The 26,971-nt window shown below is 52.0% G+C and carries 22 protein-coding genes; 11 read left to right on the top strand and 11 right to left on the bottom strand.

Annotated elements, in window-relative coordinates; translation table 11 throughout:
* Positions 1–221: 221 nt before the first annotated feature.
* Positions 222–1,040: a nucleotidyltransferase domain-containing protein gene (locus PsAD26_RS26495; RefSeq protein ID WP_063312809.1), complete on the bottom strand. Its 819-nt coding sequence runs from the start codon at positions 1,038–1,040 to the stop codon at positions 222–224.
* 372 nt (positions 1,041–1,412) lie between these two features.
* On the opposite strand from PsAD26_RS26495, the gene PsAD26_RS26490 reads away from it, so the two are divergent.
* On the top strand, positions 1,413–2,999 hold the full coding sequence (locus PsAD26_RS26490; protein WP_057462768.1) for a SulP family inorganic anion transporter: 1,587 nt from the start codon (positions 1,413–1,415) through the stop codon (positions 2,997–2,999).
* A 76-nt stretch (positions 3,000–3,075) separates the two neighbouring features.
* On the opposite strand, the gene PsAD26_RS26485 is transcribed toward PsAD26_RS26490, so the two are convergent.
* Complete coding sequence (locus PsAD26_RS26485) at positions 3,076–4,083, bottom strand: EF-hand domain-containing protein (protein WP_063312808.1); 1,008 nt, start codon at positions 4,081–4,083, stop codon at positions 3,076–3,078.
* 273 nt (positions 4,084–4,356) lie between these two features.
* On the opposite strand from PsAD26_RS26485, the gene PsAD26_RS26480 reads away from it, so the two are divergent.
* From PsAD26_RS26480 to PsAD26_RS26465, 4 genes are all read left to right on the top strand, one after another.
* Complete coding sequence (locus PsAD26_RS26480) at positions 4,357–5,085, top strand: response regulator (protein WP_063312807.1); 729 nt, start codon at positions 4,357–4,359, stop codon at positions 5,083–5,085.
* Positions 5,082–6,530 (top strand): ATP-binding protein, encoded by a 1,449-nt coding sequence (locus PsAD26_RS26475; protein ID WP_063312806.1) that lies wholly within the window; start codon positions 5,082–5,084, stop codon positions 6,528–6,530. The genes PsAD26_RS26480 and PsAD26_RS26475 overlap by 4 nt, the downstream gene beginning before the upstream one ends.
* 114 nt (positions 6,531–6,644) lie before the next feature.
* Positions 6,645–7,313: a DUF1906 domain-containing protein gene (locus tag PsAD26_RS26470; protein ID WP_063312805.1), complete on the top strand. Its 669-nt coding sequence runs from the start codon at positions 6,645–6,647 to the stop codon at positions 7,311–7,313.
* Positions 7,314–7,446: 133 nt separating this feature from the next.
* Entirely contained in the window at positions 7,447–8,109 is a 663-nt protein-coding gene (locus tag PsAD26_RS26465; protein WP_063312804.1) for a DUF1906 domain-containing protein, read from the top strand.
* A 70-nt stretch (positions 8,110–8,179) separates the two neighbouring features.
* Here the strand turns inward: PsAD26_RS26465 and PsAD26_RS26460 are convergent, their stop codons facing one another.
* Positions 8,180–10,363, bottom strand: coding sequence for a malate synthase G (locus tag PsAD26_RS26460; protein WP_063312803.1), 2,184 nt, complete (start codon positions 10,361–10,363; stop codon positions 8,180–8,182).
* Positions 10,364–10,745: 382 nt separating this feature from the next.
* Here PsAD26_RS26460 and PsAD26_RS26455 point away from each other — a divergent pair, with 382 nt between their 5' ends.
* Together PsAD26_RS26455 and PsAD26_RS26450 are read left to right on the top strand one after the other, a co-directional pair.
* A complete protein-coding gene (locus PsAD26_RS26455) occupies positions 10,746–11,636 on the top strand; it encodes a DMT family transporter (protein WP_063312802.1) in 891 nt (296 codons plus the stop codon).
* A gap of 224 nt (positions 11,637–11,860) precedes the next feature.
* Positions 11,861–12,724: a hypothetical protein gene (locus PsAD26_RS26450; protein ID WP_063312801.1), complete on the top strand. Its 864-nt coding sequence runs from the start codon at positions 11,861–11,863 to the stop codon at positions 12,722–12,724.
* A 7-nt stretch (positions 12,725–12,731) separates the two neighbouring features.
* Here the strand turns inward: PsAD26_RS26450 and PsAD26_RS26445 are convergent, their stop codons facing one another.
* Positions 12,732–14,198: an ATP-binding protein gene (locus tag PsAD26_RS26445; protein WP_063312800.1), complete on the bottom strand. Its 1,467-nt coding sequence runs from the start codon at positions 14,196–14,198 to the stop codon at positions 12,732–12,734.
* A gap of 463 nt (positions 14,199–14,661) precedes the next feature.
* Between PsAD26_RS26445 and PsAD26_RS26435 the strand changes: the two genes are divergently transcribed.
* Positions 14,662–15,306 carry a hemolysin III family protein gene (locus PsAD26_RS26435; protein WP_063312798.1) on the top strand — a complete coding sequence of 215 codons (645 nt, stop codon included), beginning with the start codon at positions 14,662–14,664 and terminating at the stop codon, positions 15,304–15,306.
* A gap of 57 nt (positions 15,307–15,363) precedes the next feature.
* On the opposite strand, the gene PsAD26_RS26430 is transcribed toward PsAD26_RS26435, so the two are convergent.
* Positions 15,364–15,678 carry a hypothetical protein gene (locus PsAD26_RS26430; RefSeq protein ID WP_063312797.1) on the bottom strand — a complete coding sequence of 105 codons (315 nt, stop codon included), beginning with the start codon at positions 15,676–15,678 and terminating at the stop codon, positions 15,364–15,366.
* A 196-nt stretch (positions 15,679–15,874) separates the two neighbouring features.
* On the opposite strand from PsAD26_RS26430, the gene PsAD26_RS26425 reads away from it, so the two are divergent.
* Positions 15,875–16,942 carry a dipeptidase gene (locus tag PsAD26_RS26425; RefSeq protein ID WP_063312796.1) on the top strand — a complete coding sequence of 356 codons (1,068 nt, stop codon included), beginning with the start codon at positions 15,875–15,877 and terminating at the stop codon, positions 16,940–16,942.
* Positions 16,943–16,983: 41 nt separating this feature from the next.
* The gene (locus PsAD26_RS26420; protein WP_063288131.1) at positions 16,984–17,613 is read left to right on the top strand and encodes a LysE family translocator; all 630 of its coding nucleotides are present in this window, start codon (positions 16,984–16,986) and stop codon (positions 17,611–17,613) included.
* An 88-nt stretch (positions 17,614–17,701) separates the two neighbouring features.
* Here PsAD26_RS26420 and PsAD26_RS26415 read toward each other — a convergent pair whose 3' ends face one another.
* The 4 genes from PsAD26_RS26415 to PsAD26_RS26400 all read right to left on the bottom strand — a co-directional run bounded on the left by PsAD26_RS26415 (position 17,702) and on the right by PsAD26_RS26400 (position 23,091).
* Positions 17,702–19,327 (bottom strand): ABC transporter ATP-binding protein, encoded by a 1,626-nt coding sequence (locus tag PsAD26_RS26415; RefSeq protein ID WP_063312795.1) that lies wholly within the window; start codon positions 19,325–19,327, stop codon positions 17,702–17,704.
* A gap of 9 nt (positions 19,328–19,336) precedes the next feature.
* Entirely contained in the window at positions 19,337–20,464 is a 1,128-nt protein-coding gene (locus PsAD26_RS26410) for an ABC transporter permease subunit (protein ID WP_063312794.1), read from the bottom strand.
* Between the two features lie 12 nt (positions 20,465–20,476).
* Positions 20,477–21,400, bottom strand: a complete 924-nt coding sequence (gene oppB / locus PsAD26_RS26405) for an oligopeptide ABC transporter permease OppB (protein ID WP_057462785.1) — start codon at positions 21,398–21,400, stop codon at positions 20,477–20,479.
* A 104-nt stretch (positions 21,401–21,504) separates the two neighbouring features.
* Positions 21,505–23,091: a peptide ABC transporter substrate-binding protein gene (locus tag PsAD26_RS26400; RefSeq protein ID WP_057462786.1), complete on the bottom strand. Its 1,587-nt coding sequence runs from the start codon at positions 23,089–23,091 to the stop codon at positions 21,505–21,507.
* Positions 23,092–23,476: 385 nt separating this feature from the next.
* Between PsAD26_RS26400 and PsAD26_RS26395 the strand changes: the two genes are divergently transcribed.
* Positions 23,477–25,297, top strand: coding sequence for an ABC-F family ATP-binding cassette domain-containing protein (locus tag PsAD26_RS26395; protein WP_063312793.1), 1,821 nt, complete (start codon positions 23,477–23,479; stop codon positions 25,295–25,297).
* A gap of 174 nt (positions 25,298–25,471) precedes the next feature.
* Here the strand turns inward: PsAD26_RS26395 and PsAD26_RS26390 are convergent, their stop codons facing one another.
* Positions 25,472–25,792, bottom strand: coding sequence for a carboxymuconolactone decarboxylase family protein (locus PsAD26_RS26390; protein WP_063312792.1), 321 nt, complete (start codon positions 25,790–25,792; stop codon positions 25,472–25,474).
* 191 nt (positions 25,793–25,983) lie between these two features.
* Positions 25,984–26,670: a potassium channel family protein gene (locus tag PsAD26_RS26385; RefSeq protein WP_208985881.1), complete on the bottom strand. Its 687-nt coding sequence runs from the start codon at positions 26,668–26,670 to the stop codon at positions 25,984–25,986.
* Positions 26,671–26,971 lie beyond the last annotated feature (301 nt).

Raw genomic sequence — 26,971 nt, 5'->3', positions numbered from 1 at the left:
CTCAAGCACTCATCAAAAGAGGAAAGCCCTTCAAAGCGGCTATGATTGCTCTGGCGCGAAAGATACTCATCACAGCCAATGCACTGCTCAGAGACAATGTTCCATTCAATGCATAAACACAGTTGCCCCATCGCGCTGCGCTTGTGCGGGATGACACCGAGGGGGCGAGCAAGCAATCCTCATAGCCACCCTCAGCCGTCTTCCCGCACTTGATGCGGGATCTAGTTTACTTCCATGACCACTTGACGAAAGTAGGCTTCAATCTCTGAGTTCAAACTTGGGGTGTATTTTGAATTTTCAACGTTTTTTGCCCATTCGAAGGCATCTAATACCAGAGCTTCAAGCTGCATCATTTCAGGAAGCTCTTCTAACTCATGTTTTTCTTTGAGTTGGGTCTTTGCACTAATCAAGCCTTCCATCTCTTGTAAGACAACTGAAGAAATTGAAAGCCCTGCAGCCAATTCCTGTACATTCATAGGCGGCGTGAGACTTGGGTGCTCTTTAATCCAAAGAAGTGCCAGTGCAGGGCGAAGCGCATAAAAGAAACGCTTTAGGTTTAGGCGATTTTCAGTTGCGTGAGATTTTTCCCAATAGCGTAATCCAAGATTTCGATAATGATGGATACAAGGTGTTTGGCTTGCAGCTTCTCTTGAGAGGTTAAGCAATGGCGAGACTAATTCATCACGCCAAATGTACTTGATTGGGCTGTAAAGCCATTCAAGTAATACCGGGTTAGACTTGCGCATCAGATTCAGAGCTTTACGAATTTCCCAGCCACTGATGTCCAGCTCGTCGTCGATCGGCAACTCAATTACGTCTCTGCCAGCTTCTAAAGACAGGTACCAATCCAGTTTGTGCGCGTAGACGAACCGCACATCATAATCGCTATCTGGCGAGGGAAAGCCCCAGGCACGGCTGCCGCTTTCAATAGCAAAGAGGATCGTTACATCGTTGTCGGCCTCAATCTTATACAATTGCTCCAAAATTCTGGTGCGCATGCTCTCTGAAATACTTGGTTTGAATGGTGTTAAAACTGTCATCTGAAAATTCCTTGCAATGGCAGAGGCATATCACGTTTTCAGGGAAACAGAAGCCCCACTCATAGATCGTGTGCCAACACTTTTTCCATTAGATAAAATCCAGGGGCCACATTGGTCGTGACATCCACCAGGCATCCCTCCCCGCACCCCGTGCATGGCTATTATGCGTTGGGGGGATGGTGTTTTTGACGATATTCCCGTATAAGCGCGTCAAAAGGGAGACAAAAACCGCTCAAATTTTAGCGGTGTCCTGGCTGAATAGCTCTTGTCCTTGAGCAGGAAACCTCTTGGTTTCACACGGACTTCACAGTGCGTGCCTAGGATTTGCCCACTACTTTAAAACAGTACCAAGAATCCCATTGGAGGTGCTACTTGCATTCGTCCTCGAAGGCGCACGCGCCCGAAAAGACTGGCTTTACAGCCAATACTATTAAGGTTGAGCTCCTCTCCGGGCTTACCGTCGCTCTTGCTCTGGTTCCAGAAGCTGTTGCATTCGCATTTGTTGCTCAGGTTGAACCACTTGTTGGTCTGTACGCGGCCTTCATCGTCGGCATTATTACTGCTGTTTTCGGTGGTCGTCCGGGCATGATCTCTGGTGCAACCGGCGCGCTTGCCGTTGTTATGGTCTCACTCGTGGTGACCTACGGCGTGGAATACCTGTTTGCGACCGTTGTGCTGATGGGCATCCTTCAGCTGATCTTCGGCGTGATGCGCTGGGGTAAGTTCATCCGCATGGTGCCGCACCCTGTTATGCTTGGGTTTGTGAACGGCCTTGCGATCGTGATCTTTCTTGCGCAGATGGGCCAGTTCCAAACCGTTGATGAAGTGACTGGCACAGCAAGCTGGCTTGCAGGCATGGACCTGACGCTTATGCTTGGTCTTGTTGCATTGACCATGGCTGTAATCTGGTATCTGCCAAAGCTGACCAACGCTATTCCTGCTCCGCTTGCAGCTATTGTTGTTGTTTCTGTGATCGTGATTGGTCTTGGGCTTAACGTTCAGACCGTTGGCGATCTGGCTCCGATTTCTGGTGGCCTGCCTGAATTCCACATTCCAATGGTTCCGCTGAACCTTGAGACGCTGCAGATCATCCTGCCATACTCCATTATTCTTGCTGCAATCGGCCTGATTGAAAGCCTTTTGACGCTGAACCTTGTTTCTGAAATGACAGATACGCGCGGTGGCGCCTCCAAAGAGTGTCTTGCTCAGGGTGCTGCAAACGTTGTGACTGGCTTCTTCGGCGGCATGGGTGGTTGTGCGATGATTGGTCAGTCCATGATCAACGTGAAATCCGGTGGCCGGACACGCCTTGCAGGTATTGCGGCAGCGCTGTTTTTGCTCAGCTTCATTCTATTTGCGTCTTCACTGATTGAGCAGATCCCGCTGGCAGCTTTGGTTGGTGTGATGTTCATGGTGGTGATTGGTACCTTTGCATGGAACACCTTCAAGATCCTGCACAAGATCCCACGGACTGATGCGATTGTTATTGCACTGGTGACTGGTGTGACTGTGTATTCTGACCTTGCTGTTGCTGTTGTGGTTGGCGTGATTGTTTCTGCGCTTGCTTATGCATGGAACGCATCCAAGCGTATTGATGCACACACAACAACCAACTCTGAAGGCCAGAAGATCTACAAGCTGGAAGGCCCGCTGTTCTTTGGGTCTGCTGCTGGTTTCCAAGAGATCTTTGATCCTCAGTCTGACCCGGATGATGTGATTGTTGACTTCATCAATTCCCGCGTGGTGGACCATTCCGGTTTGCAGGCAATTGATGCACTGGCAACGCGCTATGAGCAGGTTGGTAAAACCCTGCATCTGCGCCATTTATCTCCGGATTGTAAAGACCTGCTGCACAAAGCTGGCAGCATGGTTGAGGTCGCCGTTCTGGAAGATCCGCATTACGGCATTGCAGTTGATTATGATGCAGAGATGCAAGAGACCAAGCCAGCCACAAGCTGATGCAGGTTTCCTAAGCTGATACAGAAAAGGCGGAGCACGATGGCTCCGCCTTTTTTATTCGCTCAAGCGGTTTGGTTTATCCGCGCTGGCCTTGTCCCTTGCCGTAACCATGACCGTGGCCACCTTTGCGGTCCTTCTGGCCTTTGCGCCAGTCTTTCTTCATCTTTTTGAAGTCTGCAGAGGTGATGACACCGTCGTTGTTACGGTCCATGCGTTTCATCATCTGAGCAGTTGGTGCAAAGAACTCTTCCTGTGTCACTTTCAGGTCGCCGTCAGCATCCAGACGCTGGAAGGAACGCACATACATTGGTTCTTTGAACTCGGCTGCGATGGTTCTAAAACCAGCCAGATCAACAGGGCCATTTGCAAAGAGCTGGTCAGCGAGTTTGTTCAACTCGTCCTTGGAGATCTTGCCGTTCTTGTCCAGGTCAACCTTGGCGAACATTGCGCCCATCATTTCACCGCGCATGCCTTTGCTGCCGTGCTTGCCAAAGCTCATCATGCCGTGATCGCGTGGGCCATCACCCCAGCCACCTTTGCCTTGCTTGCCGTCGGCTTGCTTACCGTCGCGAGGGCCTTTCTGCCAGCCGTCCTTACCATCCTTACCTTGTTTGCCATCGCCCCAGCTGCCTTTGCCGCCCTTGCCATCCTGCATCTTGGCCATGCGGTCGCCCATGCGCTTTTTCATCTTGTCCATGCGCGCTGTCATGCGTTCTGCCTTATCAAGGAACTCTTCGCGGGTCACCTGACCATCACCGTTGCTGTCAAAACGCTGGAAGATGCGGACTGAACGGTCTTTGCTGCGCTCGGATGCACGATCTGCTGCAAAGACTTTCCATTCTTCCAGAGTGATTGCGCCATCGCCAGCCGTGTCAGCTTTTGCGAAGTCTGCTTTGCGTTTTGTTTCAATTTCAGCAGCGGTGACAGAGCCGTCTTTGTTTGCGTCAAAATTTGTAAAGAACTGGGAAGACATCTTCTTGCCAAAGCTTCCGCCAAAACCCGGAGCAGCCATGGCAGGAGACAGAGCGGTACCAGCAATCAATGCAGCTACAGAGCCAGCCATAATAGTTTTGAAATTCATCATGTCGTGTTCTCCTAAAAATCAAAGCCTAAAACGAGGGGAAGGTTTGTGTGAGTGTGCTTCGATAAACAGAAGGTAGGAGCGAAGTGTCGCAAAACTACACCAGAAAACACGTTGTTTTGTCACAGGATTTGCCAGAGTATCGGGTTGGGACAGTTTGATACATTTTTGGATGCCGAGAACCTTTCGCTGGTCCCGGGAATACGGCATAAGTTAGGCATCGCATACTATATGGTCTTTCATCTGCCATGAGAGACGGGACTCAAGCGAGGATGCATGTCTCAGAGTACAGCACATATTCTTATCGTCGATGATCATCGGGATATTCGGGAGAGCCTTGCCCGTTATCTGACGAAGAATAATATGCGTACGACCGTGGCAGAAAGTGCAGCTGCTGCACGTAAGGCTTTGAGGAACTCCTCCATTGATCTTGTGGTGCTGGACATCATGATGCCGGGCGAAGATGGCTTATCGCTTTGCCGGCATCTGGTGGAAACCAATCAGGCGCCGGTGATCCTACTGACGGCGATGGCTGAAGATACAGACCGTGTTGTTGGCCTTGAGATTGGTGCAGATGATTATGTGACCAAGCCCTTTAATCCGCGTGAGCTGCTGGCCCGCATCCGCGCTGTGCTGCGCCGTGCCACCAGTGTTCCACGGGAACGTGACCCCATCGATACAGAAAAACTGGCGTTTAACGGCTGGGTTCTGGATACTGCACGGCGTGAACTGATTGACCCGGAAGATGTGAGCGTGCCTCTGTCCTCCGGTGAGTTTCAGCTGCTGCTGGCGTTTTTGAAGCGGCCTCGCGTGGTGTTGTCCCGCGAACAGCTGCTTGATCTGACCTCTGGCCGGTCACTGGGTGTGTTTGACCGGTCCATCGACAATCAGGTTTCCCGGTTGCGCCGGAAGATCGAGATTGATCCCAAAAATCCGGAATTGATCAAGACTGTCTGGGGGGGCGGTTACACCTTTACCGGTGAAGTCAAAGAAGTCACTGCATGAAGTTTCTTGGTAAACTGATCCCGCGCCGTCTTGCCCCTCAGCTTATCCTATTGCTGCTGGCAGCGCTTATCTTTTCGCAGATCGTGAGCTTTGTGCTGCTGGGTCGCGAGCGTCAATATGCTCTTGCCAACCTTGCTCGCGACAATGCTCTTTGGCGCACAGCCAATGTGGTGAAGCTGCTAGAAGCCACGCCGCCTCGCTTACAAAAGCAGGTTCTGCGCACGGTCTCCAACACCCGCACCCGCTTTAGCATTGGCGATACTCCCGTTGTGGCCGAAATGGGTGGTGATGAAAGCATGGAGGCTCGGCTTGCAGACTACCTAAAGCGCAAGTTGGATCATGACCGGCAGGCCCGTGTTGCCGTTATCTACAATGAGCGCTTTCAAGAAGAGAAGTGGCGTGATCGATCCTCTCCGCCTCCAGAAGGACGTGAGCGGACTTCTCATGGTTCCATGCAGGCGATGCATGACCGACGGGATGATTATTTCAAAAAATACCGCTGGTTTTCTCTAAAAGGCGTTCAACTCTTTGCTGCCATTGAGCTGAAGAATGGCCAGTGGCTCAACATCGAGAGCAACTTCCGACTTCCAAAACCTTCATTTGTGCCGATATTGCTGCCGATCGTCATTATGGCTTTGCTGACCATCCTGATCATCTGGGTCTCTGTTTACCGCCTGACGAAGCCGCTTCGAACGCTGGAAGCTGCTGCCAATGATCTTGGTCGTGGTGCAGATGCGAAGCCGCTGAAAGAAGCGGGACCAGCTGAGGTACGGGCTGTGACGCGTTCGTTCAACCAGATGCAGGAACGACTGACACGGTTTATCTCTGACCGAACCCGCATGCTGGCCGCAATCAGTCACGATTTGCGTACCCCGATCACCTCGCTACGCATTCGTGCCGAGTTTATTGATGATGACGAAGACCGGGAACGCATGATCGCCACGCTGGATGAAATGCAGGCTATGGTGGAGGAAACGCTTGCCTTTACCCGTGAGGATTCAAAGCAGGAAGAACTGCGTTCTGTAGACCTTGGTGGTTTGCTGGAGAGCATCGCCAATGATCAGGAGGACATGGGCAACCATGTGAGCGTTGAGGCGCAAAACCGAGTTGTGCTGAAGTGTCGTCCAATGTCACTTAAACGCGCCTTCCAAAACCTGATTGGCAATGCCATCCGTTATGGTGAGGAGGCTGATGTCTCCTTCCTGATTGATGAGGCTCATGCTGAGGTTCGCATCGCAGACAAAGGTCCGGGCATCCCACAGAACCGCCTTGAAGACGTTTTTGAGCCGTTTGTTCGTCTGGAGGAATCCAGGAATGAACAGACCGGCGGCATTGGTCTGGGCCTTGCGATCACACGCAGCATCATTCATGCGCAAGGCGGTACTATTCGTCTTGAAAATGGCGAGGAAAAAGGCCTTGTCGCGATTGTGAGACTACCGCTTTAACACCCACCTTGAGTGAGAGATTAAGGCTTCTGTTACCCTAGCAGAAGGCACTCTCTCACGTCACATCTCTCTACTTCGTCACTGCTCTGCATAACAACAAAAAAGCAGAGAACAATGACAAATCCAACCTCTCCTAAACTCTTGCTGCCAGCACTTGATACAGCATCAAATGCCGGTAATTCCGCCGAAACACTTGCTCAAGATGGCTACAAAGCCGTGGGACGTTATTACTCCCTGCACAGTTGGAAACAGTTAACCAGAGCAGAAGCCTCTGAGCTCTTTGCAGCCGACCTGAACATCTTTGTGGTTTATGAAGACAGCAATGATGCCCCGTCCTATTTCTCATCAGAAATTGGAATTCAACAGGCGCTACGAGCACTTTATCAGGCAGATGCCGTCATCCATCAGCCAAGGCAAACCGGCATCTATTTTGCTGTCGATTATGATGCATCAAGCTATGACTACACCCATTACATCAGGCCTTACCTGAGAGCGATCAACGATGTTTTTGCTTCCTTTGGCTATCCCTACCATGTGGGCGTTTATGGCAATGGTCTCGTCTGTTCCTGTGCCAAAGATGATGGTCTTGCCAACCTGACATGGCTTTCTCAATCAACGGGTTACTATGACTATCAGGAATACAAGCAATCTGGAGACTGGAACATTCTTCAAGGCCCTTACGTGACAATTGCTGGTACTCAATACGATCAGGACACGCTCAATCTGAACCGAGGCTCTTATGGTGGCTTTGGAAGCTTTGCAACTCCTTCCTGCTCCAAATGAGGTCTAAACCTTCCATTGGATCATCCTTCCAAACCCAGCGTATAACTTCGCTAACCATTGGAACTGGTAGGCTCTCACGGTCATTCTCTCATGTTCGTCATCACTCTGCATAACAATAAGAAGCAGAGAAGCAATGACTGACGATAAAGGCATCAAGACCGAACCTGCCGTTGATACAGCTGAAGGTGTGGAAGTGCTGGCGAGCGCGATCGCCAAGAAAGGGTATAAGGCCGTTGGGCGTTACTACTCTTTTTCCAAGTGGAAGCAGTTGCAGCCAACGGAAGCCCAGCAGTTGATTGCTGCGGGCCTTTCCATCATCACTGTATATGAGGATAGCAACGACAGGCCATCCTCCTTTACGAGTGCTGCAGGAACACAGCAAGCTCAACAAGCGCTGCATCTGGCGCAGGATGTAATCAGGCAGCCCAAAGGCTCTGGCATCTACTTTGCCGTTGACTATGATGCGTCCTATTACGACTACGTGCACTACATCACGCCCTACTTCAAAGAAATCCAGTCAGTCTTTGAAAAGGCCGGAAATCCTTACAAGATTGGCATCTATGGAAATGGATTGGTTGCCGTCAATGCCTTGCAAGACGGCCTTGTGGATCTGACATGGTTAAGCCAGTCACAAGGGTTTCGCGACTACAAGAAATTCCGCGATTCCAGAAAGTGGAACATCCTACAAGGGCCGGCTATAAAAATTTCAGGGACTGAGTTTGATGGTGACACAATCAACCTGACAAACGGCGATTTTGGCGGGTTTACCCACCTTGTACCCAAGGATGGCAGCTGAGTTCAGACTCTTAGAGTATCATTTAAGCGAACCCTGCGCAGTTGTTTGGGACTGCGCAGGGTTTTCTCTTTTATGCTGAAACGCCGAACTTGGCTTTTGCTTCCAAACGGCGTTGGTGCAGGACAGGTTCGGTGTAACCGCTTGGCTGGACGCGGCCTTTAAATACCAGATCACAAGCAGCCTGGAAGGCGACGGAGTTGTCGAAGTCCGGTGCCATATTGTGGTAGGCCGCATCGCCCGCGTTCTGTTCATCCACCACAGTGGCCATGCGCTTCATGATCTCCATCACCTGTTCTTTTGAGCAGACATTGTGATGCAGCCAGTTGGCGATGTGCTGGGAAGAGATGCGGCAGGTGGCACGGTCTTCCATCAAAGCAACATTGTGAATATCCAGCACCTTGGAACAACCAGTACCGTGTTCTACCCAGCGGACAACATAACCAAGGATGCCTTGTGCGTTGTTCTCAACTTCCGCCTGAATGTCTTCCGGCGTCCAGTTTGGATTGGTTGCAACCGGAATGGACAGGATGTCGTCCAGCTTGGCTGGCTCGCGGCTTGCCAGTTCTTCCTGAACGGCTGGCACACAGACCTGATGGTAATGCATGGCATGCAAGGTTGCTGCGGTTGGAGATGGAACCCATGCGGTGTTGGCACCGGCTTTTGGATGCCCGATCTTCTGCTCCAGCATAGCGTGCATCAGGTCCGGCATAGCCCACATGCCTTTACCTATTTGTGCATGCTCTCTCAAACCGCAGGCAAGACCGGTATCCACGTTGTGGTTCTCATAGGCGTTGATCCATGCTGCTTGCTTCATGTCCGCCTTGCGGATCATCGGGCCAGCTTCCATGGAGGTGTGAATTTCATCACCAGTGCGATCAAGGAAGCCGGTGTTGATGAAGCAGACACGGTCTTTGGCTGCGCGAATGCACTCTTTGAGGTTGACCGTGGTGCGGCGTTCCTCATCCATGATGCCCATTTTCACGGTGTTGCTCGGCAGTTCCAAAACATCTTCAACACGGCCAAACAGCTCGTTTGCGAAGGTGACTTCTTCCGGGCCATGCATCTTTGGTTTAACGATGTAAACCGAACCAGCCACAGAGTTCATGTTGCGGGCTGTTGCACCTTTGCGCAGGCCAATATCATGCACTGCGCAAAGAGCTGTCACCATGGCGTCCATGATACCTTCGAAGACCTCATTGCCATCCTCATCAAGGATTGCCGGATTGGTCATCAGATGGCCGACGTTGCGCACCAGCATCAGGGAGCGCCCTTTCAGAGCCAGTGCATCGCCCTGTGCATCTGTATAGTGGCGGTCAGCATTCAACGTGCGGGTGAAGGTTTTGCCACCTTTTGCGACTTCTTCCTTCAGATCGCCGCTCATCAGGCCCAGCCAATTGCGGTAGGCCAGTGCTTTGTCTTCTCCATCGACGGCAGCAACAGAGTCTTCGCAGTCCATGATTGTGGAGATGGCAGATTCTAAAATGATATCGCTGATGCCAGCTTTGTCCGCAGCGCCGATCGGGCTGGTGCTGTCAAACAGAACATCAAAGTGCAGGCCGTTCTTCTGCAGCAGGATAGAGGTTGGCGCGTCTTTGTCGCCTGCATAGCCAACAAACCCGAGCGGATCCTGCAGGCCAGCCATATCTTCGTTTTCAAGGGTCAGCGCCAGAGAACCACCCATAATGGCGAATTCTTTGACATCAACCCAGCTGCCTTCATCCAACGGCAGAGCTTCATCCAGCTTTTTGCGGGCGTAAGCGATCACTTCTGCGCCGCGCTTTTCGTCATACCCACCTGCTTGTGGTGTCGTGCCCATGGCGTCGGTGCCATAGAGCGCGTCATACAGGGAGCCCCAGCGTGCATTGGCTGCGTTAAGGGCGTAGCGCGCATTCATCACTGGCACAACGAGCTGAGGGCCTGCAATTTCTGCGATTTCCGGGTCTACGTTGTCCGTCTCAACTTCAAAGCTGTCACCCTCTGGCAAGAGGTAGCCGAGCTCTTTGAGGAATGCCTTGTAGCTTTCAAGATCAATGGTACCGGGATTGGTTTTGTGCCAGTCATCAATCTTGGTCTGGATATCTTCACGGATCTGGAGCAACTCGCGGTTCTTCGGTGTCAGATCCTTGATGATCTGCGAAAAGCCCTCCCAGAACTGATCGGATGACACACCTGTTCCCGGAAGCGCTTCTTTTTCGATGAAGTCATGGAGCTCTGGTGAAACCTGTAGTGATGCAACACTTACTCTTTGCGACATGGGTCCCCCTCGTATTGTCATTTTTTAGCAGGATATGCCGTCACTTCCTGCCGCTGAGTTTTTCAGACCAAACCCTTGCAAATTCAATCTCAAGTTTCAATGCATCAATTCGTTTCCGGCTCTTTCAAAACACAGGTGATTGAATGGCAAGCTTTGGTCACGCGGTCTAATGCTTTGATTTTGAGTGGATTTGCGTGCATTTCAAGACGGCATGCCAAGCAAAACGGCATACTTGATGAAACCTCTACAGCCCTTGCGGAAATTCACCTTGCATTTGTTAGGGGGACGGTGAAGGGTGACTGCTCCTTTTCAGCGGTGCCTTCTGCCCGCTCACCGACGGACTTTTTACATGCCTATTCTCACCTCGCTGTACAGCAGGCCTATGCTGCTTCTGGTGTTGACCACACTCATGTGGAGTGGCAACGCCGTGGCCAGTCAGCTTGCTGTGGGGCATGTTTCACCTATGGTGATCGTGTTCTTGCGGTGGGGGATTGTGGCCGCGCTCATGAGCCTGATTGCCTGGCGCGATCTTGTTGCATCCTGGGCGGACATCCGCCCTCACCTGATCAGCATCGCTTTGATGGCCGCGTTCGGATTTTCCGGCTTCAATGGCTTGTTCTATCTGGCTGCTCACAACACGACAGCGGTGAACATGGGCATCTTGCAGGGCTCTATTCCAATGATCGTTGTGATTGGGGCTTACTTTCTGTTTGGCGCAAGGGTGACGCTTATCCAGTTCATCGGCATTTTGCTGACATTGCTTGGGGTTTTCGTTGTGGCCAGTCAGGGCAGTCTTCAGGTTTTGCTCAATTTGCACATCAACCCGGGTGATGCGCTGATGCTTGTTGCCGCGGTGTTTTACGCAGGCTACACGCTGGCTTTGAGAAACCGACCCAAGGTCCCTGCACTCGCCTTTTTTGCGGTGATGGCCTTTGTGGCTTCCCTGGTGTCACTGCCGATGCTGGCGGTTGAGTACAGTCAGGAAACGTTGGTCTGGCCCTCTGTGCAAGGTTGGCTCGTTACTTTGTACATCTCACTTTGCCCATCATTCCTTGCCCAAATTTTTTATATGCGCGGGGTGGAACTGATTGGTCCCAACCGGGCTGGTGTTTTTGTCAATCTGGTTCCGGTGTTTGCATCGGTGATGGCAATTGTGCTGCTTGGGGAACTGTTTGCGTTTTATCACGGTGCTGCTCTGGCACTGGTGCTGGGTGGTATCTGGATTGCAGAGAAATTTGCCTGGGAGAAGCGAGGCAACAAGGCGAAAGCCTGACCCATTTGCAACAGACAGGTGCATTACTCACAGACTTCAAAGTCTACCATTTCGGTAGACTTTGTTTTTGTGCTAAGTAACGCGAAAGTGTTGTTGTGTCGTGTTCAGCCAACTGTCAGCCAAACATGCGCGCCTCGTAACTATAAGTTTCAGCGTATCCATTTCGGAAATTCAATTCCACTTTCCGGATATGCGCAGTCGTAGATCCAGAGGTTTTGCAGGCAGTGTCCACCGGTCTATCGCCCTCAGATATTCCCACTTTCGAAACGGCGGGTATTCCCGCACGTTTTGCTGGCCTCATTGAAGCTGCTCTGCCTGATGGTGGTGAGCTGGTTGCTGCACGGGCAATCACCGCGCCCGCACCGCACGTGGTGGCCGCAGAGCTGCGGGAGTTTTCCGGTTTTGACAGCAACTTCGGTCTGGTTGCAAAGCGTATGATTGACTACATCAAGGAAGATCGCGGAGCGCCAACGACAAAGATTGCCGCAAGCCTTGCCTTGAAGACAATCTGCCAGATCCTGCTCAACCGGATATCAGTCAGCTACCTTTTGAGTGGCCGCGCACCGCGCATTGATGAGTTACGGTTTGTCCTGCATGGCAAAGGTCCCTGGGTGGAGATATTCTTTGACCCTCGCCTTTCGGAAGAGGATTTCGAGCTTAATCCGGACCAGGGCCCTGCGGAGCTGTTCGCACTTTCCATTTGCTTCGAAGAGATCATTCAGGTCTTCCACCGGGAGCTGGGGCGGCGAAAAGTGGCGCCTTCGGTGTTTTATTCCACCGTGGCCGTTTCCATCACATCGCCGTTTCTTGTCTTGCGTCGTCATGGTGCAAAGCCATCAGATGTGGCGAGCCTGATGCGCGCCTATCTTGCGAGCCTTGGGAAGAAGATCAATGGCGGGATTGTCTGGCGGCAACGTCAGCAAGAAGGGCTGACAGAGTATGCCCCGCGGCGTAAGGCGTGTTGCCTGAAGTATGTGCTGCCATCCAAACCGCATTTGTGCTCGACCTGCTCGCGGAGCACCGAGACGACCTTTTTTGATGAAGTGGATGGGCCTGCGGGCGGCCACTCCTTGCCGGATGGCCGCTGACTAAGACTTATTTGGTTGCAGTTTGCTTGCCGATATCCGGCAGGGTCACGATACGGTTTCCACGCAGATCACTGGCACAGATGATGAAGCCCTGCTCTTCCATATGGGTGAGCAGCCAGCGCGCTCTGCCCGGTGAGCGGGTGCCATACGCTTTCGCGATGTCCAGATCTTCCGGGCACGGCTCATCTGCAAAGGCTGCTTTTGCCAGCAAAAGATAGACGCCGCGCATCTCTTCTGGCAGCTGTCCAGCAATCACTTCTGCCTGCTGCCAATCACCTTCTTCGACTTCTTTTTTATCGACACCAGCACGAGCCACGGAAAGAAGCTTACGGAACTTAGCAAGGTCCTGAGACTTCAGCCGATCAATGCGGCAGCGGACCTGAAAATCCTGATAGAGCTGGGAGACTGGTGCGAAGGCAGCTTCAGGGTCTTCAAGGATCTTGGCGATGATCTCCTGATACTGCTGGTTCTTTTCTTCCAGATTGAAGAGGTCTTCCGGCTCGGCTTCAACAACTTCTTTATGCTGCGCCTGCATGTTGCTGGCGGCTGTTTGTGACAGCTGCAGCATAACGTCTTTGGCTGAAGGCGCGGCCACACGGTTGTTGTGCAACACCGGATCATTGTCCGTTGCTGTGAAGATCAATTCAGCAGCTGTTTCAACGGGCTGATTCGGCATTGGCATCAGCTTTGGCGAGCCGCCACGGCTGCCAGTGACAACTTCGCCAATAACCACCTTTTGTGGTCGGCGGGTCATTGCCGGGCCGAGGGAGATGAACTGTCCGCGTTCCAGGTTACGGAACTGTTCTGCCTGACGGCGGTCCATGCCGAGCAAATCGGAGGCGCGAGCCATATCAATGTCAAGGAATGTACGGCCCATCAGGAAGTTGGAGGCTTCCGCAGCCACGTTTTTGGCAAGCTTTGCCAGACGCTGGGTTGCGATGATGCCAGCCAGACCACGCTTACGACCACGACACATGAGGTTGGTCATGGCCATCAGGGAAAGGCGGCGGGCTTCTTCGCCGTAATCACCAGAGGCGGAAGGCGCAAACAGCTGGGCTTCATCCACGACAACCAGAACCGGATACCAGTATTGGCGATCGGAATCGAACAAACCGTTCAGGAAGGCAGCTGCGGCTTTGAGCTGCTTGTCCGGCTCCAGATGTTCCAGGTTCAGAATGACGGAAATGCGGTGCTGGCGCACGCGGGCGGCGATCATGGTAAGTTCGCGATCATTCATGGTCGCCTCAATCACCACATGCCCAAACTCATCTGCCAGCGATACGAAGTCGCCTTCCGGGTCAATCACCACCTGCTGTACCCATGGCGCGCTTTGCTCCATGAGGCGGCGTAGCAGATGCGATTTGCCCGAACCGGAGTTTCCCTGCACGAGTAGTCGCGTTGCAAGCAATTCTTCAAGATCGACAACAGAGGAGGTGCCATTAGGTTTGACACCCATTTCGATGCTGACCGTCATTCAAAATCTCTTGTTGCGCCTCACAGGAGGCAGGTGATTAACCGGGTATCGGCAATAAACGTTTTCTAAAGTGCGCTGCGGTTCACTTCTCAGAGTTTGGCGCTGGCGAGAGCCAACGTTGATAAACCCGAAAATGGCATCGACTGCTGCTTGGGAAGTCAGCGCAAAATCTCCGATTCTAAGGAAAATTGCAAAGAAGCTGTTCCGCTTTCGCGTTCTTTCCCACAGAGCCCAAAGGACCTTTCAAACCAGAGCAGCTTCTTTTGGGAAGCCGAGAGAGGCAATGCCACATCTGGGCGAGACTGGCAATTGGATATGCCCGATTTCCAAGGGCATGACCTTCAGATTTGAGAATTGCCCAGTAAATGACCAGATTGCAACTTAGTTACAGTTGAGTTTGCGAGCTTGGACCTGCATTATGGAAGAGGGCATATATTGGATTAATTGGGGGGATTGTCCGCGGATGAGGGAAGAAACCTACGCAGAACGAGTGGTTGATGGCATCATCCACGTTGTGGGCATTGCGTTTGGAGCTGCTGCAACAACAGCCTTTGTTATGGTCTTGTGGGCGGCGGATGACTACGCCCGGCAAATCAGCATCTACATATATGCTGGTACGCTGTTGGCCATGCTTGTCTGCTCTGCGACCTACAACATTCTGCAGAAAGACAATAAGATTGGCATTCTGCGTCGTCTGGACCATTCTGCAATCTATTTCCTTATTGCTGGTACCTACACTCCCCTATGCCTGATGGTTCTTGGCGGCTGGCTTGGAATTTCCATGCTCGTTGGGATCTGGATTTGTGCGATTGCTGGTGCAGCCATCAAGATCCTACACATATCCTCGATGGACAAACTAGCCGTGCCTATCTATCTGGCGATGGGCTGGGTGAGCTTCTTTGCGATTGTTCCGATTTACAATGAGCTTTCCCTTGCAGGCTTTACTCTACTGGCAACCGGCGGTGGCCTCTATACGGTTGGAACCCTGTTTTACATCTGGAAGAACCTGCCCTTCCAAAACGCGATCTGGCACGGTTTTGTGTTGTCAGCAGCGGCCTGTCATTTTGCGATGATCATGGTGGATGTAGCGTTGCCCGGACTGGCCTGACCTAAATGATTTAGACCGAGGATGGGGACAATAGTCCCCTTCCCTGCGCATCTGACATCAAACACTGCCCTCTGTTTCAACGACCAGGATACGCGCCTCACCGTGGGGCTGCGCTATATGTTCGGTGCCGATTGATGCATAGAAAATATCGCCTGAACTCAATAGAGCGGAGAGTTCCTCGCCGTTTTGGCGATACTTCATCTCGACGCATCCAGACAGCACGACAAACACTTCCTCTCCTTCATTCACATGCCATTTATAGGGCTGATCCGTCCAATGCAGCCGGGTGGTAATGCCATTCATGTTGCCAATCTGCTTTGCACCCCAGGCTTTGTCTGCCGTAAAGTCAGAGCTTCTGATCACTGTCGCCATTGCGTTGCTCCCTCGTAAAACCATCCAGAAATATCCGCTGATCCTATTGATTTTAAGGGTTTAATATTTAACAGTGTAGTTTCAAATTCCGCCAATGTGACCTAGCTTTATGCCAGTGGCCTTGGGCTTTGCGTAGATCCCTTTTGCTTTTCACATTTGGTTTTTCTCATAGCATTTTTCATTTTCGGAGTTCTTCATGACAGATACTGCCTCCAATTTGGTTCCGGTTTTTGACGGCCATAACGATACATTGCTCTCGTTAGAGCGTCGGTCGAACACTCCCAAGGAACGCAGTTTCTTTGAGGAGGCTGGTCACGATCACATCGATCTGCCACGCGCCCGCAAAGGCGGTTTTGCCGGCGGGCTGTTTGCCATGTTTACCCCTTCTGTGCGAGCCAAACCAAAGGAAGGTAAAGAGGTTGACTTCAAAAGCCCTGAACACTTCAAAGGCGTGCCGCAGCAGGAAGCTCTGGACTATACGTTGAAGCTTCTTGATATCGCAGAGGACCTTGAAGCCAAGGGGAATGGTGAGGTGAAGATCTGCCGTTCGACCGCTGCAATCAAGGAGGTAATGGCAGCTGAGCAACTGGCGATGATGCTGCATGTTGAAGGCGCCGAGTGCATCGACAAGGACTTTGAGGCGCTGGAGTTGCTGTATAATCGCGGTCTGCGCTCTATCGGTCCTGTATGGAGCCGTGAGACCATCTTTGGGCACGGTGTACCGATGGAGTTTGAACATAGCCCAGATATTGGGCCGGGTTTGACCGACGTGGGTAAAGAGCTGGTGCGCCAGTGTAACCACCGCAAGATCCAGCTGGACGTATCTCACTTGAATGAGAAAGGCTTTTGGGACCTGACTAAGATCACCGACAAGCCGATCGTAGCGAGCCATTCCAACGTGTTCAAGATCTGTCCGATGAGCCGGAACCTGACAGATAAACAGCTTGATGCGATTGCCGAGTCCAAGGGGCTGGTGGGCATCAACTTTGCGGTCTTCTTCCTACGCCCTGATGGTCAGCTCAACTCTGACATGCCTTTGGACGTGATCTTGCGTCATGCGGATTACCTGCTCAACAAGCTGGGTGAAGACGGAGTTGCGCTTGGGTCAGACTATGACGGCTGTCTGGTTGCCAATGACATCAAGGATGTGGCTGGGTTGCCGAACCTGATCGAAGCGTTCCGCAAAGCCGACTTTGGTGAAGAGCTTATTGCCAAGATCGCGCATAAGAACTGGATCAGCGTTTTGGAACGGGCTGGAATTTAGGCTGGTTTACACCTGAAACACGGATTAAGCTGTGAGTTTCAATGGATATATATTACTGGGTAATCTTTTTTGCTACCGTGCTTGGTGTGTCTCTCATACCGGGTCCTAGCACCTTGATCGCATTCACACACGGCGCGACCTATGGATGGAGCCGTTCTGCCTATACAGCGTTTGGAAACAGTACTGCATCAGTCCTGCAAGCAAGCGCTGCCTCCGCAGGCTTGGGGGTCATCATAACAAGCTCCGCACTTATGTTTGCGGCAATTAAATATGCAGGTGCAGCCTACCTTATTTATGTCGGCATTCAAATGTGGCGCAGTGCTGCTCAGCCGGTCTCGCTTGCTTCTCAAGACAGCCATCACGGCAGACAATCTCGAAAACTGTTTTCTGGAGGCTTTACAGTTGCGATCAGCAACCCTAAAGCCATCGCGTTTTTTACTGCGCTCTTCCCTCAGTTCATGTCCGTCAACGGTAACAGCTGGGCGCAATTGAGCACGATGATTGTGCTGGTTGGTTTGGGAGCATTTCTCGTTGCGATGATCTATGGATGCCTTGGTGCATGGGTGCGCGGACTGGAGCTTTCCAAAACTCTCATGTCTCGTATTTACAAAACCACAGGCGGTTTGTTTGTTGCCAGTGGGTTTGGTCTTGCTGCCTCTCGAAACGGTTAACACGTCCAACACGTGAATGTCAGCATCACGCGTTGCTGTGTTCCAAATGCAAAAAACCCGGAGCAATGCCCCGGGGTTTTTAGTAGGATTAAGCCGTCATTGCCGAGTTTGGCTTCAAGGCGGCAGCTTCGAGCAGTTCTTTGGTGTAGTCTTCTTTCGGGTTGGAGAAGATTTCTTCTGCCAGTCCCTTTTCAACCACTTCGCCTTTCTGCATCACCATCACAGTATCGGACATGGCGCGAACCACAGCCAGATCGTGAGAGATGAAGAGATAGGTGAGGCCATGCTCTTTTTGCAGGTTGCGCAGAAGCTCAACCACCTGCTTTTGCACGGTACGGTCCAACGCGGAGGTTGGCTCATCCAGCACAACAAGCTTTGGATTGAGGATCATGGTGCGTGCAATCGCGATACGCTGACGCTGACCACCAGAGAACTCGTGTGGGTAGCGGTTGCGCATGGCCGGGTCCATGGACACTTCTTCAAGCGCCTGGATAGCCCGCAGATCACGTTCCTTGGCTGAAAGCTGAGGCTCATGCACCAACAGACCTTCGGTGATGATCTGGCCCACGGTCATACGTGGAGACAGAGACCCGAACGGATCCTGGAAGATGAGCTGCATTTCTTTACGAAGCGGCTGCATCTTCTTTTTGGCTGCGCCGGTGATGTCGTTTCCGAGGTAAACAACACGGCCACCTGCTGTTGGCAGAAGCTGAAGCACAGCACGGCCCAGAGTGGATTTACCGGAGCCGGACTCGCCTACGATGCCGAGTGTCTGGCCTTCACGCACTTCCATGGAAATGTCGTTTACAGCGCGCAGAACGTGGTTTGGCTTGAGGAAACCAGTCTCGGTTTCAAACTCAACGCGCACGTCCTTTGCATCCAGAACAATCGGATTGCTGTCAGGCACAACGGCTTTTGAACCGGTTGGCTCTGCATCCAGCAGCATCTTGGTGTAATCATGCTGAGGGTTACCAAAGATCTCTTTGGTGTTGCCCTCTTCAACAACTTCACCAGACTTCATCACATACACACGGTCAGAGATGCGCTCAACGATAGCCAGATCGTGGGTGATGAACACAACGGCCATGCCGAGGCGTTTTTGAAGATCTGCCATCAGTTCAAGGATCTGAGCCTGAGTGGTCACGTCCAACGCAGTGGTTGGCTCATCCGCGATCAGGATATCCGGATCGTTTGCGAGCGCCATTGCGATCATGACACGCTGGCGCTGACCGCCAGACATCTCATAGGGGAACGCCTTCACTTTGCGTGCAGGCTCAGGAATACCCACGAGCTCCAGAAGCTCTACAGCGCGCTTTTTAGCTGTTGCCCAGGTGTATTCACCGTGCTCAACCATTGGCTCACAGAGCTGGCGCTCAATGGAGTAGAGCGGATCCAGAGAAGTCATCGGCTCCTGGAAGATCATGGTCACTTTCGCACCACGGATCTTGTTGAGCTGACGAATGGAAGACCCAAGGATGTTCGTGCCACGGTAACGGACTTCACCATGGGTGATGCCGTTGCCCGCCAGAAGACCCATGGCTGCCATCATGGTCTGGGATTTACCAGAGCCAGACTCGCCCACAATCGCGACTGTCTCGCCGGAGTCCACATGGATGTTCACGCCTTTTACTGCGTGAACCATGCCGGTGTTGGTTTCGAAATCAACTTTAAGAGTGTCGATCTCAAGAACAGTGTTTTCATTAATCTTGCTCATTCTGTCCTCTTATCGATCCTTAGGGTCCAGCGCATCGCGCAGACCGTCGCCGATGAAGTTCAGCGCGAACAATGTGGAGGTGAGGAAGATTGCCGGGAACACCAGCATCCATGCAGCACCTTGCAGGTTACGCGCACCTTCGGAGATCAACACACCCCAAGAGGTCATTGGCTCCTGAACACCAAGGCCCAAGAAGGACAGGAAGCTTTCCAGCAGGATCACTTTTGGTACCAGCAGGGTCATGTAGATCACAACCGGACCAAGGGTGTTTGGAATGATGTGGCGCTTCAGAATTCCGCCACCTTCAACACCCATAGCTTCCGCAGCCTGTACGTATTCCTGGCGTTTGATGGACAGGGTCTGACCGCGCACAATACGCGCCATATCCAGCCACTCAACAGCGCCCACGGCAATAAACATCAGGACGAAGTTACGGCCAAAGAACACAACAAGCATGATCACGAAGAAGATGAATGGCAGTGAGTAGAGGATATCTACAACACGCATCATCACCAGATCGACCCTGCCACCGAAGTAACCGGAGGCAGCCCCCCAGAACACACCGATGCTGATTGCAACGAATGTTGCCAGCAGACCGATGGTCAAGGAAACACGACCTGCAATCAGTGTACGGGTGAGCATGTCACGGCCGTTTGCATCCGTACCGAAGTAGAAGTGCATGTACTGAATGTCAGCAGTAACAGTCGCGCTCTTTTTATCTGAAGAAATGTTGCTGATTGCAGCACTCTCAAACAGATCAGAACGATCGAAGTAACGTGCATAACGCTCATCCAGTTTGCGACGGGATGTTACTGTTGCAGTCACCTTGCCATCGTTCAGTTCATAGCTGTCGACGATCATACGAGCACGCTTTGCAATTTTTGCAAAGGCTGGCTGGATCTCATCCTGCTTCGGATAAGCTTCCAGGCTCGCAGGCTGCTTCACGTAATCGCGATAAACCTGATCGTATGGGTGCGGTGTCAGCATTGGCCCAACGACGGACAGCAGTGTGATCACTGCCAGCACGATCAGAGAGGTCACTGCTGCTTTGTTTGCGAGAAGACGATCACGGGCGTCATCCCACAGCGAGCGGCCCATTTTCGGGGCTTCTTTCAGCTGGTCGGAGGTAACACTCATAAATTCGAGTCCTCAGTCAAAACGCACACGAGGATCAAGCATTGCATAGAGCAGATCCACGATGAGGTTGAAGATAATGACGAAACAAGCGACGACTACGACAGTACCCATTACGAGTGTGTAGTCACGGTTCAGAGCGCCTTGTACGAAGTAGCGGCCAATACCCGGGATACCGAAGATGGTTTCGATAACAACGGAACCGGTCAGCAATGCAGCAGCTGCAGGGCCGAGGTAGGACACAACCGGCAAGATGGCACCACGCAGAGCGTGAATGACAACGACGGTGTATCCGGACAGGCCATAAGCGCGTGCTGTGCGGACATGGTTGGAACGCAGTGCTTCAATCATTGAACCACGGGTCAAACGGGCAACAACTGCAATCTGCGGAAGAGCCAGCGTTACGACAGGCAGAACCATGTTGACAAAGGCGCCACCGCCCCAGCCCCCGACAGGGAGCCAACCAAAATGCACACCCAGTATGAGTGTCAGAATTGGTGCCACAACAAAGTTCGGGATGGTCACCCCGAGTGTCGCAACGGCCATCACAGAGTAGTCGACGCCTTTATTCTGGCGCAGCGCTGCGATAACCCCCAAAAACCCACCAACAGCCAGGGCAAGAGCCAGTGCAGAAAGACCGAGCTGCATGGAGATTGGAAGACTTTGGGCGAAAAGTTCATTGATCGAGAAATCTCGGAAGAAGAAACTTGGACCAAAATCACCGGACAATACGCTCTTGAGATAAATGAGGTACTGCTCCCAAAGAGATTTGTCCAAATTGTAGATCTTGTTCAGATTCTCCATAACCTTTGCTTCCAATGGACGTTCCAGATCGAACGGACCACCTGGCGCTACGCGCATAAGGAAGAAGGAAATCGTAATGATCAAGAACAAGGTCGGTATCGCGCTGAGCAATCTGCTCAGGACATAGCGTAACATGGGCCTTGCTTCTCCAGTAGTTTATCGTTTTTTTTACCGATAGTTCACAAAAATGCCAGCCATGAGCTATCCTGCATGACTGGCATTTTCTGTCGCGTTAAAGATTACTTGTTAATCTTGACGAAGCGGCTTGGATGCACGTCCAACAGGTTGGTTTCGAAACCGGAAACCTTATCAGAAACGAGGTTTTTGGAGCCGTAGTACATCAAAGGCAGGAATGGCAGATCACGCATGAAGATCGTTTCTGCTTTCTTCAGGATCGCTGCACGCTTTTCTAGGTCAACAGTTACAGCTGCTTCATCCATGAGTGCATCGTACTCAGGGTTTTCATAGCGAGCGTAGTTGAAGCCTGTGTTGTCGCTTTCAGTCATGAACAGGAAGTTCTGCGGGTCGGAGTAGTCACCGATCCAGCCTGCACGAGCAACATCGAAATCACCACGGTCACGCAGGTGTGCGTAGTGGGTCTTGGTGTCAGTGTTCAACATGGACACTTCAACGCCAAGAGGCTTCCACATGTCTGCAATTGCAACAGCAGTGTTCTTGTGGTTCTCAGAGGTGTTGTAACGGATTTCAACCTTCAGAGGGTTGCTCTGGTTGTAACCTTTAGCTTCAAGAATCTTCTTAGCTTCTTCCTCACGATCGAGCAGGTCAGTTTCTGCCCAAGGAGCGTAAGCTGGTTCGCCGTAGTTGTCGATTCCAGGAGGCACGAGGGAGTATGCAGCAACCATGGTGCCGCCCCAAATGTCTTCGGCAAGGAATTCACGGTCGATCGCCATGGACAGAGCCTGACGAATATCAGGGTCTTTCATAGCTTCAGATTCATGGTTCAGCGCGTAGTAGTAGTTGCCGAGATATGGCGCGACTTTAAACTGATTGCCCAAAGTGCCACGAATGAAGTCAATCTGCTCCAATGGAGCATCATTGTTGGTGTCCAGTTCGCCAGCTTGGAAGCGGCGAAGAGCTGCACCACGGTCTTCAGTCGGGTAGAACTTAACTGAATCCAGAGCAACGTTTGCTGCGTCATGGAAGTATGGGTTCTTAACTGCGGTCACAGCATCGTTCGGTACGAAGCTGGACAGTACAAATGCGCCGTTGGTTACGATGTTGGCTGGCTTTACGAAGTCAGAACCAAACTTTTCAACGGATGCAGGGTGTACCGGAAGACCGGACTGGTGCGCCAGAAGCTGGATGAAGTAAGGAGTTGGAGCGTGCAGCTTGATTTCAAGGGTCTTGTCATCAATTGCTTTAACGCCGAGCTTCTCACCTTCCATGTCGCCTTTGTTAACGGCTTCGGAATTCAGGATAGGGTAGAGAACGTTTGCGTATTTCGCACCGGTCATTGGGTTCATGATGCGGCGCAGGGAGTAAACGAAGTCACCAGCCAGAACTGGATCGCCGTTTGACCACTTTGCGTCGTCACGCATCTTGAATGTGTATGTCAGACCATCGTCAGAAACAGTCCAGCTTGCGGCCGCGCCGGGGATGATTTCACCCTTCGCGTTGTAAGCAACAAGACCCTCATAAAGATCACGCAGAATGTGAGCTTCATAAGTTGTAGATGTCTTGTGCTGGTCAAGTGTTTCTGGGTCAGCGGAATTACCACGGTTGTATACGGTTTCAGCCGTGGCAGATAGCGAAGTAGCAGCAATAAGGGCTGCAGCTAGCGCTGACATACGAATGGACTTGATCATGCAGATCTCCCCTCTCCTCAAGTTACATTCCGCCAGATTTGGAGACTGGCAGTTCGCAGCAACATTTCACTGTTGCGTTATTATAGCAAGTGTCGGAGGATCAAAATTTCCTCGTAATCGGAGATTATTTTAATCTCTTATTTACATTATGAACGATTACGGAAGCATTATTTCCAATATAGACTAAATTTGGAACAATTATTTCAAATTACGTTACTGAATCTTTTGCAATCGCGTCACTATGACGCCCAGCATTTGTGCTCCCCGTTTTTTCACAGGGGCGGCAAAAAACTTTCACCTTGGCTCATTTGTGGTAGAGCACTACCAACAAATCTACTCCTAGCGTTGAAATGCGCTGTTTTGGGAATCTGGAAAGACAAGCTTAATGGCACCACCGCTTCTTCATGTGCGAGACATACACCTTAACTTTGGAACCACACCTCTTCTGACTGGTGCAGAGCTGCAAGTCGGGGAAGGCGAGCGGATCTGCTTAGTTGGTCGAAACGGGTCTGGCAAGTCGACACTGCTGAAAATCGCTGCAGGATTAACAGAGCCGGATAAGGGCGAGTATTTTTTGCAGCCGGGGCGGACGATCCGGTACTTGCCTCAGGAGCCGGATCTTTCGGGGTATGCGACGGTTCTTGCCTATGCTGAAGGTGGACTGGCACCTGGTGACGATCAATATCGGGCCAAATACCTATTAGAAATCTTAGGCTTAACGGGTGAGGAAGATCCGGAGACGCTTTCGGGCGGGGAAGCCAAGCGGGCGGCGATTGCACGGGCTTTGGCGCCGGAGCCGGATATTTTGTTGCTGGACGAACCGACCAACCATCTGGACCTTCCGGTGATTGAATGGCTGGAATCTGAGCTTAAGCAGATGAAGTCTGCCATTGTTCTGATCTCGCACGACCGTCGTTTTTTGGAGAACCTATCCCGCGTAACCTACTGGATCGACAGGGGTATCTCCCGCCGTATGGACCAGGGGTTTGCCAAGTTTGAAGAGTGGCGGGACAAGGTTTTTGAAGAGGAAGAAAAAGAGCAAGCCCGGCTGAATGAGAAGATCCGGCAGGAAGAGCATTGGATGGTTTATGGCGTGACTGCGCGTCGTAAGCGGAATATGCGGCGGGTGCGGGAGCTGGCTGATCTGCGTCAGAAGCGCAAGGAGCATAAAGGGCCGCAGGGCAGCGTGAAGATGGCTGCCACTGAGGGGGATATCTCCGGCAAGCTTGTTTCTGAGGCCAAGCACATTGGCAAGACCTACGAAGAGCGCCCGATCGTCAAGGATTTCTCCACCCGCATTTTGCGTGGGGACCGGATTGGCTTTGTGGGGCCGAACGGGGCTGGCAAGACCACCCTGCTGAAGATGCTGACCGGCGAGCTTGCACCGGATGCGGGTACTATCCGTCTTGGCGCCAATCTTCAGATGATCACGCTTGATCAGAAGCGCGAGAAGCTTGACCCCAATGACACGCTCGTCAATGCCATGACGGGTGGCAGCGGGGACATGGTTATTTTGGGGGACACCTCCAAGCATGTCATGAGTTATCTCAAGGACTTCCTGTTTAAGCCGGAACAAGCCCGCACCCCTGTGCGTGTGCTTTCTGGCGGGGAACGGGGGCGTTTGCTGCTGGCGCGCGCGTTGGCTGCACCTTCCAACCTGATGGTGCTAGATGAGCCGACCAACGATCTGGACCTTGAAACGCTGGACCTGTTGCAGGAGCTTATTTCTGACTATCCCGGCACCGTCCTGCTTGTGAGCCACGATCGTGACTTCCTTGATCGCATTTGCACCAGCATCATTACGATGGAAGATGACAGCGGCAACTGGGGAGAATATGCGGGTGGCTACACCGACATGGTGCGCCAGCGCGGTGAAGGTGTGCAGGCGCGTAAAGTTGCCAAGGCGGACAAGGCTTCCGGCGCTGCGAAGGGGGATAAGTCTTCTACTGCTGCGCCGAAGAAGGAGACTAAGAAGTCCGGCCTCAACTTTACGCAGCAGCATCGCCTGAAGGATATTCCGGGTGAAATTGAAAAACTGGAAGCGAAAATCGCCAAAGGTCAGAAGGAGTTAGAGGATCCGAGCCTGTTTACCTCCAATCCGGACCGTTTTCACAAAGTGATGACCGCTGTTGGGAAGCTGCATGAGGACCTTGCTGCGCTTGAAGAAGAGTGGCTGGAGCTGGAGATGCTTGCCGATGAGGGCTAAGCCCCTCATATCCCTATGATTTTAAGAAAGGCTTCGGAACGATCCGGAGCCTTTTTTGTTTGCGTTCCTTTGTGCGTTGGTTTGCGTTATTTGCGAGAGACTTGCGTTTTTTATGAAATTGATCGCGTGGTACCGCTGACACTCAGCCCCTGACTTATCCCCCTGCCCGGGGCGTTACTCATCGTGCTCGATCATGTGGGTGCCGTGGGTGATGGCGCTGCTGGCGCGGATGGCGGCTGCGATGAAAACCACTTCGGCGAGTTCTGCGTCGGTTGCGCCGCAGACCTTGGCGTTCTCTCGGTGGATCTCGATGCAGTACGGGCACTGGGTGGTGAGGGCGGCGGCCAATGAGATGAGCTGCTTGTTCTTTTTGGAGATCGCCCCATCGGACATGGCCTCTGCATTGAAGGCGATAAACATCTTCCATGTTTTACCGGTGGCCAAAGAGTTGAACTTCTTCAGCTTGCGCATATTGTCCATGGAGAACATTGGCATGGGCGACCTTCCGATTGGCTCAGATTTTTCCCGGCAATTAAAACAGGCAGCGCTTAACAAGCACCAATGAAACCCGTTCAGCTTTAATCAGGATCAGATCGGTCACTTTCATTCTTTATTTTGGAAAAAAGCCGCGGGCGCCATTTTTGTAAAGAGTTGCAGGCGTCGTTTTGCAGTAGAGCTGTACAGGTTCAGTCCTTCTTTTTCGGCTGTCTGTATTTTAAAAACTTGCCGACAATGATGGCGGTGAGCACGACCATGTAAAACTGGCCTGCCAGACCAACAATGATCGCCGCCTTTCGGGCGATGGGTGTGAGCGGCACGATGTCGCCGTAGCCAATGGTCATCAGCGTGATGAACGCGGCGTACATCAGTGCTTCTTCCTGCGAGTGGGTATCCATATTTTCAATGGGCAGCCCTTTGAAGGAGCCTGGGTTCATATGCTCTATAAGAATAAAGAGAAAGAACGAGACCATACCGATGGAAATGTAGCCGCTGAGCACCCCAAGCACGACACGGTAGTTTTCTTCAAAGGTCCGGAGCATCTCATCTATCAGCACCACTGCCACCACAGCATGAAAGGCAAAGTAGATGGCGATCTGCGGGATTAACGGATCGATGGTGGGGAAGATGGGTGTATCCAGAAACGCCAGCACCAGCGAGCACACCAGTAAGATAGTGACCACACGAAAGAACTCTCTCTTCTTTAGCGTGATCAGCATGCCGGTTGCGATGTTGAAGATATAAAATGCGCTGAAAACATGGGCTTCCAACGTTTGGCCCGGCAGGATCAACGCCCCAAACATGAGCAGCATCTGACTGAAGAGAAACACTTCAATCCGATAGTCAAACAGGTTCTTTAAAGACTTCGACCGCACCTAGAGCCTCAGTTTCCTTTGTTATTTTGCCTCAATTTTCGCAAATGAAGGCTAAGGAATGGGAAATCTGAAGGGTGGGTTAGCCCGTGAAATTTTGGAGGGTGGATATGAGGGAACGCCGTGCTCGTGAACCTTTACCGCTCCTCCCCCACCGACGTCTTCCCGGCCCCCGAGTGTTTGTCCCGGAGAGATGGTTGACGTTTGTTCGGGGACATGGGTGACGGTCATGTTATGATGTTAAGTCGATTTTTGCGACTGTGTTTGCTGCAAAACATACGTTGAAGATCTCAGGTTTGTCTGA

The organism is Pseudovibrio sp. Ad26, from assembly GCF_001623285.1.
GTDB classification, from domain to species: domain Bacteria; phylum Pseudomonadota; class Alphaproteobacteria; order Rhizobiales; family Stappiaceae; genus Pseudovibrio; species Pseudovibrio ascidiaceicola.
The sequence above is the reverse complement of the archived record's forward strand: the minus strand, read 5'-3'. Positions and strand labels throughout refer to the sequence as shown.

Bases quoted from the DNA above. Each gene is read 5' to 3' on its own strand.
- PsAD26_RS26465 (WP_063312804.1), top strand. From the start codon at position 7,447: ATGACTGACGATAAAGGCATCAAGACCGAACCTGCCGTTGATACAGCT.
- PsAD26_RS26495 (WP_063312809.1), bottom strand. From the start codon at position 1,040: ATGACAGTTTTAACACCATTCAAACCAAGTATTTCAGAGAGCATGCGC.
- oppB (WP_057462785.1), bottom strand. From the start codon at position 21,400: ATGTTACGCTATGTCCTGAGCAGATTGCTCAGCGCGATACCGACCTTG.
- PsAD26_RS26445 (WP_063312800.1), bottom strand. From the start codon at position 14,198: ATGACGGTCAGCATCGAAATGGGTGTCAAACCTAATGGCACCTCCTCT.
- PsAD26_RS26420 (WP_063288131.1), top strand. From the start codon at position 16,984: ATGGATATATATTACTGGGTAATCTTTTTTGCTACCGTGCTTGGTGTG.
- PsAD26_RS26470 (WP_063312805.1), top strand. From the start codon at position 6,645: ATGACAAATCCAACCTCTCCTAAACTCTTGCTGCCAGCACTTGATACA.
- PsAD26_RS26390 (WP_063312792.1), bottom strand. From the start codon at position 25,792: ATGCCAATGTTCTCCATGGACAATATGCGCAAGCTGAAGAAGTTCAAC.
- PsAD26_RS26435 (WP_063312798.1), top strand. From the start codon at position 14,662: ATGAGGGAAGAAACCTACGCAGAACGAGTGGTTGATGGCATCATCCAC.
- PsAD26_RS26415 (WP_063312795.1), bottom strand. From the start codon at position 19,327: ATGAGCAAGATTAATGAAAACACTGTTCTTGAGATCGACACTCTTAAA.
- PsAD26_RS26475 (WP_063312806.1), top strand. From the start codon at position 5,082: ATGAAGTTTCTTGGTAAACTGATCCCGCGCCGTCTTGCCCCTCAGCTT.
- PsAD26_RS26425 (WP_063312796.1), top strand. From the start codon at position 15,875: ATGACAGATACTGCCTCCAATTTGGTTCCGGTTTTTGACGGCCATAAC.
- PsAD26_RS26430 (WP_063312797.1), bottom strand. From the start codon at position 15,678: ATGGCGACAGTGATCAGAAGCTCTGACTTTACGGCAGACAAAGCCTGG.
- PsAD26_RS26460 (WP_063312803.1), bottom strand. From the start codon at position 10,363: ATGTCGCAAAGAGTAAGTGTTGCATCACTACAGGTTTCACCAGAGCTC.
- PsAD26_RS26455 (WP_063312802.1), top strand. From the start codon at position 10,746: ATGCTGCTTCTGGTGTTGACCACACTCATGTGGAGTGGCAACGCCGTG.
- PsAD26_RS26485 (WP_063312808.1), bottom strand. From the start codon at position 4,083: ATGATGAATTTCAAAACTATTATGGCTGGCTCTGTAGCTGCATTGATT.
- PsAD26_RS26410 (WP_063312794.1), bottom strand. From the start codon at position 20,464: ATGAGTGTTACCTCCGACCAGCTGAAAGAAGCCCCGAAAATGGGCCGC.
- PsAD26_RS26400 (WP_057462786.1), bottom strand. From the start codon at position 23,091: ATGATCAAGTCCATTCGTATGTCAGCGCTAGCTGCAGCCCTTATTGCT.
- PsAD26_RS26395 (WP_063312793.1), top strand. From the start codon at position 23,477: ATGGCACCACCGCTTCTTCATGTGCGAGACATACACCTTAACTTTGGA.
- PsAD26_RS26480 (WP_063312807.1), top strand. From the start codon at position 4,357: ATGTCTCAGAGTACAGCACATATTCTTATCGTCGATGATCATCGGGAT.